Annotated in this window: 13 protein-coding genes; 2 read left to right on the forward strand and 11 right to left on the reverse strand. The window is 70.0% G+C overall.

Annotated elements, in window-relative coordinates; genetic code table 11:
- Positions 1 to 6: 6 nt before the first annotated feature.
- From ACFZBP_RS31295 to ACFZBP_RS31315, 5 genes are all read right to left on the reverse strand, one after another.
- Positions 7 to 1,476: a cytochrome P450 gene (locus ACFZBP_RS31295; RefSeq protein WP_391417922.1), complete on the reverse strand. Its 1,470-nt coding sequence runs from the start codon at positions 1,474 to 1,476 to the stop codon at positions 7 to 9.
- Positions 1,477 to 1,546: 70 nt separating this feature from the next.
- Positions 1,547 to 2,167: an ATP/GTP-binding protein gene (locus ACFZBP_RS31300; RefSeq protein WP_383450062.1), complete on the reverse strand. Its 621-nt coding sequence runs from the start codon at positions 2,165 to 2,167 to the stop codon at positions 1,547 to 1,549.
- On the reverse strand, positions 2,148 to 2,555 hold the full coding sequence (locus ACFZBP_RS31305; RefSeq protein ID WP_391417924.1) for a DUF742 domain-containing protein: 408 nt from the start codon (positions 2,553 to 2,555) through the stop codon (positions 2,148 to 2,150). The genes ACFZBP_RS31300 and ACFZBP_RS31305 overlap by 20 nt, the downstream gene beginning before the upstream one ends.
- A complete protein-coding gene (locus ACFZBP_RS31310) occupies positions 2,552 to 2,959 on the reverse strand; it encodes a roadblock/LC7 domain-containing protein (RefSeq protein ID WP_062722698.1) in 408 nt (135 codons plus the stop codon). Before ACFZBP_RS31310 ends, ACFZBP_RS31305 begins: the two co-directional genes overlap by 4 nt.
- Positions 2,956 to 4,566: an ATP-binding protein gene (locus ACFZBP_RS31315; protein WP_391417927.1), complete on the reverse strand. Its 1,611-nt coding sequence runs from the start codon at positions 4,564 to 4,566 to the stop codon at positions 2,956 to 2,958. The genes ACFZBP_RS31310 and ACFZBP_RS31315 overlap by 4 nt, the downstream gene beginning before the upstream one ends.
- Before the next feature lie 458 nt (positions 4,567 to 5,024).
- Between ACFZBP_RS31315 and ACFZBP_RS31320 the strand changes: the two genes are divergently transcribed.
- A complete protein-coding gene (locus tag ACFZBP_RS31320; protein ID WP_391417929.1) occupies positions 5,025 to 6,236 on the forward strand; it encodes a nucleotide disphospho-sugar-binding domain-containing protein in 1,212 nt (403 codons plus the stop codon).
- A gap of 112 nt (positions 6,237 to 6,348) precedes the next feature.
- Complete coding sequence (gene helR / locus ACFZBP_RS31325) at positions 6,349 to 8,538, forward strand: RNA polymerase recycling motor ATPase HelR (RefSeq protein WP_391417931.1); 2,190 nt, start codon at positions 6,349 to 6,351, stop codon at positions 8,536 to 8,538.
- A gap of 105 nt (positions 8,539 to 8,643) precedes the next feature.
- Here the strand turns inward: helR and ACFZBP_RS31330 are convergent, their stop codons facing one another.
- From ACFZBP_RS31330 to ACFZBP_RS31355, 6 genes are all read right to left on the reverse strand, one after another.
- Positions 8,644 to 11,496 (reverse strand): DEAD/DEAH box helicase, encoded by a 2,853-nt coding sequence (locus ACFZBP_RS31330; protein ID WP_391418288.1) that lies wholly within the window; start codon positions 11,494 to 11,496, stop codon positions 8,644 to 8,646.
- A gap of 115 nt (positions 11,497 to 11,611) precedes the next feature.
- Complete coding sequence (gene tatC / locus ACFZBP_RS31335) at positions 11,612 to 12,493, reverse strand: twin-arginine translocase subunit TatC (protein WP_383450173.1); 882 nt, start codon at positions 12,491 to 12,493, stop codon at positions 11,612 to 11,614.
- Positions 12,494 to 12,585: 92 nt separating this feature from the next.
- Entirely contained in the window at positions 12,586 to 12,873 is a 288-nt protein-coding gene (gene tatA / locus ACFZBP_RS31340; protein WP_062722703.1) for a Sec-independent protein translocase subunit TatA, read from the reverse strand.
- Between the two features lie 257 nt (positions 12,874 to 13,130).
- Positions 13,131 to 13,325 carry a hypothetical protein gene (locus tag ACFZBP_RS31345; RefSeq protein ID WP_030053360.1) on the reverse strand — a complete coding sequence of 65 codons (195 nt, stop codon included), beginning with the start codon at positions 13,323 to 13,325 and terminating at the stop codon, positions 13,131 to 13,133.
- 30 nt (positions 13,326 to 13,355) lie between these two features.
- Positions 13,356 to 13,649 (reverse strand): hypothetical protein, encoded by a 294-nt coding sequence (locus ACFZBP_RS31350; protein ID WP_383450056.1) that lies wholly within the window; start codon positions 13,647 to 13,649, stop codon positions 13,356 to 13,358.
- A gap of 69 nt (positions 13,650 to 13,718) precedes the next feature.
- Positions 13,719 to 14,747 (reverse strand): helix-turn-helix transcriptional regulator, encoded by a 1,029-nt coding sequence (locus ACFZBP_RS31355; RefSeq protein WP_383450055.1) that lies wholly within the window; start codon positions 14,745 to 14,747, stop codon positions 13,719 to 13,721.
- Between the last annotated feature and the right edge of the window lie 10 nt (positions 14,748 to 14,757).

Below are 14,757 nucleotides of genomic sequence, written 5' to 3' on the forward strand. Positions count from 1 at the left end.
GTCGGCTCACTCGCCGCGCCACCAGCGCAGAATGCGCCGCAACACTCCCGGCCGGGCAGCCGGTTCGGGGGCCGGCGGCGGAGCCGCGGGTGGAGTGGTGGGTTCCGGAGTCACCGACAGCGACGGTGGCGTGCTGACCGGCCAGGTACTGGGACGCTGCGTCGCCAGCGGGTGCGCGGGCCGCGCCATGACGTCCTGCTGGGGCTTGGGCGCGAACTTCACCGGCAGTTCCACCAGGTGCCGGTTCGAGATGGAGCCCCGCCAGGACAGCTCGTCCTCCTCGCAGGCGAGTTGGACGTCGGGCAGGCGGGTCAGCAGCGCGTCGACGCCGACTTCGGCGATGGCACGGCCGATGTCCTGGCCCGGGCACTCGTGGGAGCCGCCGCCGAAGGCGAGGTGGGAGCGGTTGCCCTGCATGTTGGCGTTGAGGTCGGGCCTGACGCGCGGATCGACGTTGCCCGGCGCGATGCCGAGGATGAGAGCGTCGCTCTTGCGAATGCGCTGGTTGCCCAGCTCCGTGTCCTGCTTGGCGACGTAGGGAAGGACGGAGCTGAACGGCGGCTCGTCCCAGAGGGACTGCTCGACCGCCTCGGGCACCGTCATCTGGCCGCCGCTGAGCTGGGCACGGAACCGCGGATCGGTGAGGACCACCCGGAGCACGTTGGCGATCAGGTTCGCGGTGGCCTCGTACGCGGCGACCAGGATGATCCGCAGGTGCTGGCCGACCTCGTCGTCGGTGAGCCGCGCCGGGTGGTTGATCAGGTGGCTGGTGAAGTCGTCCTTGGGATCGGCCCGGCGGCGGGCGGTGAGCCGCATCAGGACGTCCATGAGGTACGCGTTGCTGGCGATCGCGGTCTCGGTGCCCTTGGGCATGTCGCGAGCGGCCTGCACGATCCGGTCGTTGTACTCCTCGGGCATGCCGAGGATCTCGCACATCACCACCATCGGCAGGTGCTCGGCGAACTGGCTGACCAGGTCGGCCCGGCCCTCCTCACAGAAATCGTTCACGAGATGCTGGGTGGCGCGGTTGATATAGCGGCGGATGCCCCGGTGGTCGATGGTCGACACGGCGCCGTTGACGGCACCCCGCAGCCGCAGATGCTCGTCGCCCTCGGCGTGACTGCAGATGGGCTGCCAGGCGAAGTGCGGCATCAGCGGATGGTCGGGTTTGACCGTGCCGTCCTGCAGGGCGCTCCACTGCCGGGTGTCCCGGCAGTACTGCGAAGGAGTGCGCACCATGTGCAGATTCTCGGCGTGCCCGAGCACCACCCACACCGGCACGTCGTCGTGCAGCAGTGCGGGAGCCACAGGCCCGTGCTCGGCGCGGAGTTTTTCGTACACGGCTCCCAGGTCCTCCGCGTCGGGACCGTACAGCCGGCGCAGCCCGCCGGGGCCGATGCCGTGCGCGGGGCAGCCGGGGGGCGGGACGGCCGTGGAGTCGTCCGTACCGGTCGGGAAGAGGGATTCAGGCGTCACGATGGTCGCTCCGAAGCTGAGGTGAATCCGGTGTCAGAGGTGAGAGGGGGGTGGCGTGGGTGATGTGCCGCTAGGCGGGGGCCTTCGCCATGGCCAGCGCGTGCAGGAAGCGCATCAGGGTCATCAGGACGTCCCGGCTGGAGGCCCGGCGGCGTACGTCGCACTCGACGATGGGGATCTCCTCGGGCAGGTCGAGTGCCGTACGGAGTTCGGAGACGGGGTAACGGGGCGCGTCCGGGAAGGTGTTGACGGCGACCACGAAGGGCACGCCGCGTTCCTCCAGCCGCCCCATGACGTCGAAGCTGACCTCCAGTCGGCGGGTGTCGATCAGCACGACCGCGCCCAGCGCACCGTCGAACAGCCCGTTCCACAGGAACCAGAAGCGCTCCTGGCCGGGGGTGCCGAAGAGGTACAGCACGAGCTGCTCGGTGATGCTGATGCGACCGAAGTCCATGGCGACGGTGGTGGCCGTCTTGGTGTCGGAGCCGAAGTTGTCGTCGACGCCGATGCCCGCCTGCGTCATGGTCTCTTCGGTGGTCAGCGGCCTGATCTCGCTGACCGAACCGACCATGGTCGTCTTGCCGACACCGAAGCCGCCCACGATCACGATCTTGACCGCGGCCTCGGCCGTGTGCGGCAGCTGGTCCTCGGTCCGGGGGCCGGGGACGGTGTCAGAGCCTTTGAAGTCCATGCATCACCGCTTCGAGGATTGAACGGTCGGCGACGGACTGGCGCACGATCGGGTTGCGGGCCGTCACCAGTCCGGCCGTCAGCATGTCGGTGAGCAGCACCGTCATCATGCTGAACGGCAGGTTGAGGTAGGCCGAAAGCTCGGCCACGGACAGGGGGGTGGAACAGAGCCGGAGCAGCGCCGACTGCTCGGGCGTGGCGGAGGGCGGGGGGTCGGCGCGCGCCACGATTAACGTGACGAGGTCGAGGTCGCCGTCACGCTCGCCACCGTCCGGTCCGGCGACCACGAAGAGCCGCTCGGGGTTCTTCTGCTTCCGGGCACCGGGGGGTGCCGAGGGCGGTTTCGGTTGTTCCCTGGGGGCTCGCCGCTGGCGTTGCGGAGGAGTCATACGGTCTGCCCGTTGCGCCTGGGCGGACTGGTGAGGTGGGCACCGATGCGGGCGACGAGGTCGGACATGCGGTTGCTCATCCGGCCGGGTTCGGCGAACGTGTCGGAGAGCACGGCGAGATAGGCGTTGGCGCCGGCGGCCATCAGATAGAAGTAGCCGCCGTTGATCTCGATGAGGACCATCTTCATCTTGCCGTCGCTGTTCGGGATCTCCGTGGCGACGGCGCTCGCCAGGCTCTGCAGTCCCGCGCACGCCGCGGCGACGCGGTCGGCGGTGTCCGGGTCACCGCCGTAGCGGGCGATGCGCAGACCGTCGGCGGAGAGCACGACGATCATCTCGATGCCCGGTACGCCGTCGTGGAGCTCCTTGAGCATCCAGTCGAAGTTGGCGCGCTGCTGGATCACTTGATGTCCCCCTCGTCGTCGGCCTCGGGGCGGGCCGGTTGGGCGGGTTGGGCGGATTGGGTTCGCGGCTTGAGCGTGAGCGGGTCGGGCTTGTCCTTGAGTCCGTTCCAGAACGCCTCGACCCACGCACCGGGGACGGACTCGTCCTTCGCCGACTCGGGCTCGGGGTCCGGCTTGGGCGTGGACCAGATCGTCGGCCTGCCCTCGCGCTCGGCCTGCTCGATGGCGGCCTGCTCGGCGATGCGCTTGCTGAGCGGGGTCTTGACCCGGCTGCGCCGCTGGGGCAGCCCGCCCGCGGTCCATTCGGTGACGACGGGGACGTCGTCCTCCATGGAGGCCATGGCGGCGGTGATCTTCGGGCTGGTGGGGCGCCGTTTCTTGGGGGCGCGCTTGGGGCCCTCGAGCGCGTCGGGGTCGGCCTTGGGCGCGGCGCCGGCGCCGATGCCGTGGGCGAGGCCGGGCGCGGGGTCGCTGGTCATCATCTCGCGCGGCACCACGAGGATGGCGCGCACACCGCCGTACGCGGAGGAGCGCAGCGAGACCTGCATGTTGAACGCCGTGCAGAGACGGCCGACGACGGCGAGGCCGAGACGCGGGGACTCACCGATGTCCTGGAGGTCGGTGCCCTGCTTGGCGCGCTCGAGCATGCCCTCGACCCGGGCGCGGGCCTCCTCGCTGAGGCTGACGCCGGAGTCCTCGATCTCGATCGCGATCCCGGTCTGCACCTCGGTGGCGGTGACGTGCACCTTGGTCTGCGGCGGCGAGTAGCGGGTGGCGTTGTCGAGGAGTTCGGCGGCGGCGTGGATGATCGGCTCGACGGAGATGCCGGCGATGTTGACCTGGGCGATGGAGTCCAGGCTGATGCGCCGGTACTCCAGGATCCGGGACATGGCGCCGCGCAGCACGCTGTACAGCGGGACGGGTTCGGGCCACTGGCGGCCCGGTCGGCCGCCGCCGAGCACGGAGATCGAGTCGGCGAGACGGCCGATCAGCATGGTGCCGTGGTCGATGCGCAGCAGGTCGTCGAAGACCTCGGGGTTGCGCCCGTGGTCCTCCTCCATCTCCCGGAGTTCAACGGCCTGTTGGTGCACGATCGACTGGACGCGGCGGGCGATGTTGACGAACGACCGCTGGGCGGAGTCGCGGAGCGCCTCCTGGTGGTCGACGATGTCGAGCATCGACTGCACCAACGACAGTTCCGCCCGGGAGAGATGGGCGTAGGACGGGTCGATCTTGCCGAGGTCGCGCATCACCTCATAGATGGAGGCACCGCGCTGCAGCCGGTTGATCGCGGCGGGCGTGATCTCCGTGGCGAGGCGGTTCATCGCCTCGTCGTGGGCGGCGACGCGCCCTTCCAGATACGCGGTGTGACGGGCGTGCTCGGCCCGCAGATCCCGCAGGGCGCGGCCGCGGCGCACTACTTCGGCCGCGGACACCAGCACCAGCAGCATGGCCACGGCACCGCACACGCCGACGGCCGTCCGGGCCGGCTCCGTCACCACGGCGACGGCGGCTCCGGTCGCCGCGGCCATCGCTATGGCCGGCAGCAACAGCACGCGCGCGTACGGGAGTTCACGGCGACTGGGCGGGGATTGAACGCTCACCATGTGGGCCCTCTGAAACTAATCGGGTGGGTGTAGGGGGAGCTTGCAGGGGGGAATGTCATGGGTATGTCGGAATCTTCTGCATGATTGGGGAACAAGCGCACGATTACACCTCAACTCGGTGCGCTGCGGGCGAGCTTAGTCCGACCGGATCATCGCTGTGTCATATTCAGCAAGCACCTGAAATGGGGTGCGCGGCGGTAGTACGCTCAGCCTCATTTATACGCTCGGATTACATTCGTACACGCTGCGTCATGGCGCACGGGCGTACGAAGATCACTCACCGTGACGGGTGAAGATCGGATTCCTGCCCGGGAGGCGGCAAAAAAGAAAGGCAAGGAGGTCTCCGACTCCTTGCCACTCTCAACTTATAGCGCACCGGGGGGCTTGCGGCAAGGCCCCCGTCGTACCGCAGAATCTCCGGCCTAGGCCGAAGACCAGCGGAAACGGGGAGTCGCGAAGTGCGTGTGCTGTTGTCGACCTATGGGTCGCGGGGGGATGTCGAGCCGATGGTCGGGCTCGCGGTGCGGTTGCGGGAGCTCGGTGCCGAGGTGCGGGTGTGCGCTCCACCGGACGAGGACTTCGCGCGGCGGCTGGCCGGTGTCGACGTACCGCTGGTGCCGGTCGGCCCGTCGGCGCGTGCGCTGACGAAGGCGGTGGCTCCGCCGTCGTCGATGCCCCGGCGTGCGGCCGAGGTGATCGCCGGCCAGTTCGAGGTGATGCCCGCGGCGGCCGCGGGCTGCGATGTGCTGGTGGCGACCGGCATGATGCCGGCCGCGGCCGGGGCCCGTTCGGTGGCCGAGAAGCTGGGCATGCCGTCCGTGTCCGTCACCTTCCAGCAGCTCACGCTGCCGTCACCGCACCGCCCGCCGCTCGCCTACCGGGGCCGCCCGTTCCCGCCGGAGGTGACCGACAACCGGGCGCTGTGGGAGCTGGACGCCCAAAGCATCGACGCGCTGTTCGGTGAGGCGCTCAACACCAACCGGGCGTCGAACGGGCTGCCGCCGGTGGCGCACGTCCGCGATCACGTCATCGGCGGCCGGCCGTGGGTGGCGACGGACCCGGTCCTGGATCCGCTGCACGAGATGCCGGACCTCGACGCCGTCCAGACCGGCGCGTGGATCGCACCCGACGACCGCCCGCTGCCGGCCCAGCTGGAGACCTACCTGGACGCCGGCACCCCGCCGGTGTACGTCGGCTTCGGCAGCATGCCCCTGCACGCCTCGTCGGACGCCGCCCAGGTGGCCATCGACGCCGTACGCGCCCAGGGCCACCGCGTCCTCGTCTCCCGCGGCTGGGCCGACCTCGCCCTGATCGACGACCAGGACGACTGCTTCGCCGTGGGCGAGGCCAACCACCAGGCCCTGTTCGCCAGGGTGGCCGCCGTCATGCACCACGGCGGCGCGGGGACGACGACCACGGCCGCCCGGGTCGGCACACCCCAGGTCGTCGTGCCCCAGCTGGCGGACCAGCCGTACTGGGCCGGCCGGGTCGCCGACCTCGGCATCGGCACGGCACACGACGGTCCGACGCCCACCTTGGAGTCCCTGTCCGCCGCGCTCGAAACGGCGCTCACGCCCGAGACCCGCACGCGAGCGACCGCCGTGGCGGCGACGATCCGCACCGACGGCACGGACACGGCAGCGAAGCTGCTGCTCGACGGGGCCTTCTGACCCCGCCTGCACCCTCGTGCACCCGCCTGCACGCGCCCGCACCCGCGTGAGCGACCAGGCACCGCGACATCGCAACACCGCAGTCGACCGACCCTCCTCCGGAGCTGATGCCTTGAACCCCCTCACCACCACCAGCGTGTTCGCCCTCCCCGACCGCCTCTCCCCCAAGGCCGACCCGACCCTGGTCGCCGGCGACGAGCAGCACTTCGCGGCCGTCGCGGAGTGCCTCGAACAGTCGATCGCCGAGCTCACCGACCGCCTCGACGCCGCACGCAGGGCTCCCGGCGGCAAAGGTCAGCAGGCCATGGACCGGGACATCGAGATCCACCGGCTGACCGCGCGCCTGCGCACCCTGCGCCGCTTCGGCCTGGACCTGTGCCTGGGGCACATGGTCGGCGCGGACGGCGCCGAGCCCGTGTACATCGGGCGCCTGGGCCTGACGGACAGCACCGGACGGCGCCTGCTGCTCGACTGGCGCTCCCCGGCCGCCGAGCCGTTCTTCGGCGCCACCCACGCCAACCCGATGGGGCTGGCCGGCCGCCGCCGGTATCGCTGGACCGACGGCCGGATCAGCGACTACTGGGACGAGGTGTTCACCCCGGACGGTCTGGACGGGCATCACGCCGCCCTCGACGACCAGTCCGCCTTCATCGCCAGCCTGGGCAGCGACCGGTCGCCCCGGATGCGGGACGTGCTCGGCACCATCCAGGCCGACCAGGACGCCATCATCCGCGCGGGATCCCGGGGCGCCCTCGTCGTCGACGGCGGGCCGGGCACCGGCAAGACCGTCGTCGCCCTGCACCGCTCCGCCTACCTCCTCCACTCCGACCCCCGGCTCGGCCACCGCCGCGGCGGCGTGCTCTTCGTCGGTCCCCACCGCCCGTACCTGGCCTACGTCTCGGACGTCCTGCCCAGCCTCGGTGAGGAGGGCGTACAGACCTGCATCCTGCGCGACCTCGTCGCCGAGGGCGCCACGGCGACCGTCGAGACCGACCCGGAGGTGGCCCGTCTGAAGTCGTCGGCGGAACTGGTGAAGGCGATCGACAAGGCCGTCCGGTTCTACGAGGAACCGCCCGCCAAGGGCATGACGGTCACGACCCACTGGTCGGATGTCTGGCTGAGCGCCGACGACTGGGCCGTGGCGTTCGAAGCGGCGGAACCCGGCACTCCGCACAACGAGGCACGCGACCAGGTCTGGGAGGAACTGCTCACGATCCTGGCGGACAAGCACGAAGGCGACGCCTCGACACAGGACGGCGACGTCTCACCCGACCTGCTGCGCAGGTCCCTGACGCAGAACAGGGAGCTGCGCACGGCCTTCAACCGCGCCTGGCCGCTGCTCGAGGCGGCGGACCTGGTCGGAGACCTGTGGTCGGTACCCGCCTACCTGCGGATGTGTGCCCCGTGGCTCAGCCGCGACGAAGTCCGGCGCCTTCAGCGCGTGGACGCCCAGGCCTGGACGGTGTCCGACCTGCCCCTGCTGGACGCGGCACGACAGCGGCTCGGCGACCCTGAGGCGTCACGGCGCAAACACCGCCACGAGGCCACCGTCGCCGTCGAACGCGAACGCATGGGCAGGGTCGTCGACGACCTCCTCGAAGCCCACACCTACGACGACGGCGAAGGCGTCCTGATCATGCTGCACGGGCAGGACATGCAGAACTCCCTGGTCGACGACTCGGCCCTGCCCACCGCGGACCCGGACCTGCTCGCCGGCCCGTTCGCGCACATCGTCGTCGACGAGGCCCAGGAGCTGACCGACGCGGAGTGGCAGATGCTGCTGCTGCGCTGCCCGTCCCGAAGCTTCACCATCGTCGGCGACCGCGCCCAGGCCAGGCACGGCTTCACGGAGTCCTGGCGGGAACGCCTCGAACGAGTCGGCTTCGACCGCGTCGACCTGGCGTCCCTGAGCATCAACTACCGCACCCCGGAAGAGATCATGACGGCCGCGGAGCCGGTCATCCGCACCGCGCTCCCGGACGCGAACGTACCGACGTCCGTCCGCAGCACCGGCATCCCGGTCGTCCATGGATCCACTACGGACCTCGACGCGATCCTCCACACCTGGCTCGCCGAGCACACCGAGGGAATCGCCTGCGTGATCGGCGCCCCCGGGTTCCACCCGACGGACCGCGTCCAGTCCCTGACCCCGGAACTGTCGAAGGGCCTGGAGTTCGACCTGGTGATCCTGGTGGACCCACAGACCTTCGGCGAGGGCATCGAGGGAGCGGTGGACCGCTATGTGGCGATGACGCGAGCGACCCGGCAACTGGTCGTCCTCGAAAGCGACCGCACCTCTTGAGAGGCGGTGGGTGCACCTGCCCAGGGGCGCGGGGCTGTATCGGCTTGCGGCTCCGCCGCGTGGGCGCGACAAGCCACCACGAACCCGCACCCGTCCCCGGGCAAGTCACCCCACCGACGAATAGGCGACAACCCCCCGCAACAGCCCGTCCACAGCCTTACGCGCACTCTTGGCCACAGTCGAGCCCTCTGCAGGAGAAGCCGCCGCGATCTGCCCCAGCACATCGATCACCTGCTTGCACCACCGCACGAAGTCCCCCGCCGGCATCTCCGCCTCACGCAACACCTCATCGAGCCCGGAGCCGTTGGCCCACATGTACGCGGCCCAGGCGAACCCGAGATCCGGCTCACGCTGCCCGACCCCCTCGCTCTGCGTGATCCGGAAGTCCTCCTCGAGGGCGTCGAGCCGCCCCCAGATCCGCACCATCTCACCGAGCGCGGCCTTGGCCTTGCCCGACGGCAGCTTCGGCGCCATCGCGTCGTCCCCGACCCGCGCCTCGTACACCAACGCCGAGACACAGGCGGCCAGTTCGGCCGGGCCGAGGCCTTCCCACACTCGCTCCCGCAGGCACTCGCTGGCGAGCAGGTCGAGTTCGCCGTACAGCCGGGCGAGCCGCTTGCCGTGTTCGGTGACCTCGTCGCCGCGCAGGTAGTCCAGCTCGGTCAGCAGCGCCACGATGCGGTCAAACGTACGGGCGATGGTGTTCGTGCGGCCTTCGATACGGCGCTCCAGCTGCGAGGTGTCCCGCAGCAGCCGGTGGTAGCGCTCGGCCCAGCGGGCGTGGTCCTCACGGTCGTTGCAGCCATGGCAGGGGTGGGCGCGGATGTCCTTGCGCAGGCGGGCGATCTCCCGGTCGTCCGCCGCCTGGGAGCGCCGCTTGCGGTGCCGGTCCGGCGCGATGTGCCCCGCCTTGGTGCGCAGCGCGGAGGCCAGGTCCCGACGGGACTGCGGGGAGCGCGGGTTGAAGGACTTGGGGATCCGCATCCGCTCCAACGCCTCGACGGGCACCGGGAAGTCCATCGACGCCAGCCGCTTGACCTGCCGTTCGGCGGTCAGGACCAGCGGGCGCGGTCCGTCGTGGTGCTCGAAGCCGCGGTGGCCGTTGGACCGTCCGGCGGGCAGGCCGGGGTCCAGCACCAGCGCGAGACCGGCGTACTTGCCTGTGGGCACATGGATGACGTCGCCCGGCTTGAGCTTCTCCAGCGCGACCGCGGCCTCCGCGCGCCGCTGTGCCGCGCCCTCACGGGCCAACTCGGTCTCGCGGTCCTTGAGTTCACGGCGCAGTCGCGCGTACTCCTCGAAGTCGCCGAGGTGGCAGGTCATGGACTCCTTGTAGCCCTCCAGCCCCTCCTCGTTGCGCTGCACCTGCCGGGAGATCCCGACGACCGACTTGTCGGCCTGGAACTGCGCGAACGACGTCTCCAGCAGTTCGCGCGAACGGTGCCGGCCGAACTGCTCGACCAGGTTGACCGCCATGTTGTACGACGGCTTGAAGCTGGACTTCAGCGGGTAGGTGCGGGTGCCGGCCAGCCCGGCGAGGTGCTCGGGGCTGGAGCCGCGCTGCCACAGCACCACGGCGTGGCCCTCGACGTCGATGCCGCGGCGGCCCGCACGGCCGGTCAGCTGGGTGTACTCGCCCGGGGTGATGTCGGCGTGCTGCTCGCCGTTCCACTTGACGAGCTTCTCCAACACCACCGATCGGGCGGGCATGTTGATGCCCAGCGCCAGCGTCTCGGTGGCGAACACGGCCTTCACCAGGCCGCGGACGAACAGCTCCTCGACGACCTCCTTGAAGGTCGGCAGCATGCCGGCGTGGTGAGCGGCTATACCGCGCTCCAGGCCCTCCAGCCACTCGTAGTAGCCGAGGACGTGCAGGTCCTCGGAGGGGATGGCGGCGGTGCGCTCCTCGACGAGGGCACGCACCTTCTCCCGCGCCTCGTCGTCGTTCAGCCTGAGGCCTGCGTACAGGCACTGCTGTACGGCGGCCTCGCACGCGGCGCGGCTGAAGATGAAGGTGATCGCGGGCAGCAGCCCCTCGGCGTCGAGTCGTTCGATGACCTCGGGCCGCCCAGGCGTCCACACCCGGGAGCGCTGTCTGCGCTCCCGCTCCCGGTCGGCCTCCCGCATCGCACGGCCACGTCTGCGGTCCTGGTACGACGGCCGGGTGGCCTCCATCCGGGCCAGCCGCATGAGGTCGGGGTTGACGGCCTTCTTGCTGCCCTCGCCCTCCTCGAACAGGTCGTACATCCGACGTCCGGCGAGCACATGCTGGAACAGCGGTACGGGCCGGTGCTCGGAGACGATCACCTCGGTGTCGCCGCGGACGGTGTCGAGCCAGTCGCCGAACTCCTCGGCGTTCGACACGGTCGCCGACAGCGAGACGAGGGTGACGGACTCGGGGAGGTGGATGATCACCTCTTCCCATACGGCGCCGCGGAAGCGGTCGGAGAGGTAGTGCACCTCGTCCATGACCACATAGCCGAGGCCGAGGAGGGTCTGCGACCCGGCATACAGCATGTTCCGCAGGACCTCGGTCGTCATCACGACCACCGGGGCGTCGGAGTTGATGCTGTTGTCTCCGGTGAGCAGACCGACCATGCCGTCGCCGTAACGGCGGCACAGGTCGGCGTACTTCTGGTTCGACAGCGCCTTGATGGGTGTCGTGTAGAAGCACTTCTTGCCCTGCAACAGGGCAAGGTGGACGGCGAACTCGCCGACGATCGTCTTGCCGGAGCCGGTGGGCGCGGCCACCAGGACGCCCTTGCCGGCCTCGAGCGCCTGGCAGGCCTCGATCTGGAAGGGGTCGAGGCCGAAGTCGTACATCTCGCGGAAGGAGGCGAGCGCGGTGGCCTGCTCGGCAGCGCGCCTGCGTGCTGCCGCGTACCGCTCGGCCGGTGAGAGGTCCTCTGTCATCGTGCTTTCGAGCGTACCGGGCGCCACTGACAACAGGACGATCATTATCCGGATCGGCACTCGTCGAACCCGGGATCCCCGCAGCTCACGGCCGCACAGCGAAAGCGGCCGGGTGCGCCGCGTAGGCACCCCGGCCGCGTCGGCCTCAGGACGGCTGTGCTCAGGTCACGTCGTCGTAGCCGTTGACCCGCTCGGTGCTCGCCTGCTCGGGCAGCGCCCGGCTCGCGGAGACGGTCTCGACCTCGTCGATGCTCTCGGGGGTCAGATCGAGGTCGGACGCCTCGTCGTCGTCCAGTTCGGCATCGGGGTTGTTACGACGGCGCCGTCGGTCGTTGAGCAGGGAGATGGCGACCGCGATGAAGTACAGGACGATGATCGGGCCTGCGAGGGCCATCATTCCGACGGGGTCGGTCGTAGGTGTGGCGACCGCGCCGAAGATGAACACGCCCATGACGACACCGCGCCACCAGCCGATCATGCGGCGGCCCGAGACGATGCCGACCATGTTCAGCATGATGAGCAACAGGGGCAGCTCGAAGGCAAGGCCGAAGATCAGCACCATCCGGATGGTGAAGTCGAGGACCTCGTCCAGGGAAAGGATGTTGGCCGATCCCCCGGGCGTGAGACTGAGCAGCACCTTCACGCTGACCGGGAGGATGACGTACGCCAGGTAGGCACCGCCCGCGAACAGCGGAACCGCGGCCGAGACGAAGATGTACGTGTACTTCTTCTCGTTCTTGTGCAGTCCGGGCGCGACGAAGGCCCACAGCTGGTAGAGCCAGATGGGGCTGGAGACGACCAGGCCGGCCATGAGGCTCACCTTGATCGTCGTGGTGAACGGCGACGTCAGCGTGTTGAAGGACACGATGGCGCAGTTGCCGCCGTCGCTGTTCGCCAGGTTCTCGCACTTCGGCACCGGATCGGCGAGGAACTGCATGAGCTGTTCGCTGTAGAACGCAGCCACGATCATCACGATGACGATCGCGATGACAGCCTTGGTGAGCCGGTTGCGGAGCTCACGAAGGTGTTCCACGAGGGGCATCCGCCCCTCGGGATCCTTCTCCTTCTTGCGGGCAGACTTCAGCAACCCACGTTCCCATCTCGTGCGGCGGGCCGGCGGTCACCGGCCCTGCGTCAGCGCTTCGTGGTGTCCGTCGGCTCGTTGACCGGGCGAGCGTTCGTCGCGTCGCCGGGGGCGGCCTGGATGATGCGCTGGGCGGGGGGCTGCTGGTCGCCGGTGTTGTTCGGCGGGTCGGCGGGGGCGGCGGACTTGTCGTCGTCCTTCATCGCCTTGGCCTCGCTCTTGAGGATGCGGGCCGACTTGCCGAGGGAACGGGCCATGTCCGGGAGCTTCTTGGCGCCGAACAGCAGGATGATGACGACGAGGATCAGAATGATCTCGGTGGGGCCGAGCCTACCCATAGCTGTATACCTTCTTCACCGAGGCGACATGGTCCGATTACCCGGCAGGTCGGACATTCATCCGACCACCGTGCTGCCAGGGATCGTAACGCTCAGGGGTGAACGCGGGACAATCCCTGTGCATACTCCCAGTCCGCGGACCCGCGCCTCGCTCTCGGGCCGCAATCCGCAGCGTACCTGCCGAGGGCGGCAAGTTGACAGGGCGAAGTGGCCCAAAACGCACGCGACCCAGCTCTCACACCGAATCCTTGAGCGAACTACAGCGAGTCCACCGCCCGGGCCGCGCTCGCGGTCGCCCGTTCCAGATCCTCGGCCGCCCTGCTGATACGTCGCGCGGAGTCGGTGACCTGTCGGCCGAGGCGCTGGGCCTCCAGGAAGACCCGCACGGCGAGCACACCGAGCACCACGAGACCCAGAAAACCCACAGCTACCGCGAACATCGGCCAGAACATGACGCCGAGCCTAGACGGTCCTGGACCGTCCTACAGCGTGGAGTGCAGCCGCAGGGTGCTGACCCCGCCGCCCGTCAGCAGCTCGACGATCCGCTCCCCCGCCGGCTTGCGGACCGACGCGCCGCACTCGGGGCAGGTGAAGGAGTAGAACGTCGTACGGCTGCTCGCGCCGATGGCGAGTCGAAGGGCGCCCGCGGTGAGCTCGAAACGGCCCCGGCAGTCCGGGCAGCCCGCCTTGAACACCACCGGGGAGACACTTCTCATCCCGGCGAACGCGGACGCCACCGTCATCTCCCGCACCCCGGACGTCGCCGACTCGCTCAAAGTCCTGCTCCCGCCTGTCGCACCGCTTGTCCCACTGCCTGCCGAGCCGCCTGTCCCACCAGGCCCGTGCTACTGCCCGTCCGGCACCGAACGCGCCCCGTGAGCGCCTTGCGCCTCGACCCCGTCGTACGCCGCGAGCGCCTCGCGGGCCGCCTGCCGGGCGCTGTCGGCGAGCTCGGGCGGCGAGACGATACGGCCGTCGCGTCCGAGTCTGAGCGCCAGCCGACGCAGCGACGCGGGGTCGGGCGTGCGCAGAGTGATACGCAGCCCGCCGTCCGCCAGCTCATCGGCACTGTCGTGCGGGTAGTACTCGGCGACCCAGCGGCCGCCCGGCCCGACCTCGACGACGACCTCGGGATCCTCGGCGGCGGGCTGCACCAGCCCTTCCGACAGGTCCCGCAGCTCGATCTCGGGCGGCGCGGACGGCTCGTCCAGGATCTTGATCTCGGCGACCCGGTCCAGCCGGAAGGTGCGGCGCGCCTCGGAGCGCCGGCACCAGGCCTCGACGTAGGTGTGGCCGACGCTGACCAGGCGGATCGGGTCGATCTCCCGCTCGGTGACCTCGTCACGCGCGGGCGAGTAGTAGCGGATCCACAGCCGGCGCCGCTCGGAGATCGCCCGGTCGACGTCGGCGAAGACACCGCCCTCGGCCTCGAACGTCACCGACAGCCGCGAGCTGGCCCCGGCCGCCTCCCCGGCCGCCGTCTCCACCTTTGCGGTCGCCCGCAACAGCGCCTGCCGGTCGCTCTCACGCAGCCCGGGCAACGTGGCCACGGCCCGGGCGGCCACCAGCAGCGCGGTCGCCTCGTCGGCGGCGAGCCGCAGCGGCTCGGCCGCCTCCGCCGCAAGGGCGGCCGGGTTGTGCCACCAGATGCGCTCGCCGTCGGTGTCGATGTCGAGGAGGTCGCCGCCGCGGAAGCTGGTGCCGCACATGGGCAGCACGTCGAGGTCCGAGACCAGCTCGTCCTCGGAGATACCGAAAGCGCGCGCGACATCCTCGACGCGGGCACCGGGACGCTCCCTCAGATACGTCACCAGGGAGAGCATCCGCCGGGTCTGGTCGATGGCATTGACGGTCCGAACCGGTTTGCCTGCCACTGTGTCGCTC

The organism is Streptomyces sp. NPDC008086, assembly GCF_042957325.1.
In the GTDB taxonomy this organism is placed as follows: Bacteria; Actinomycetota; Actinomycetes; order Streptomycetales; family Streptomycetaceae; genus Streptomyces.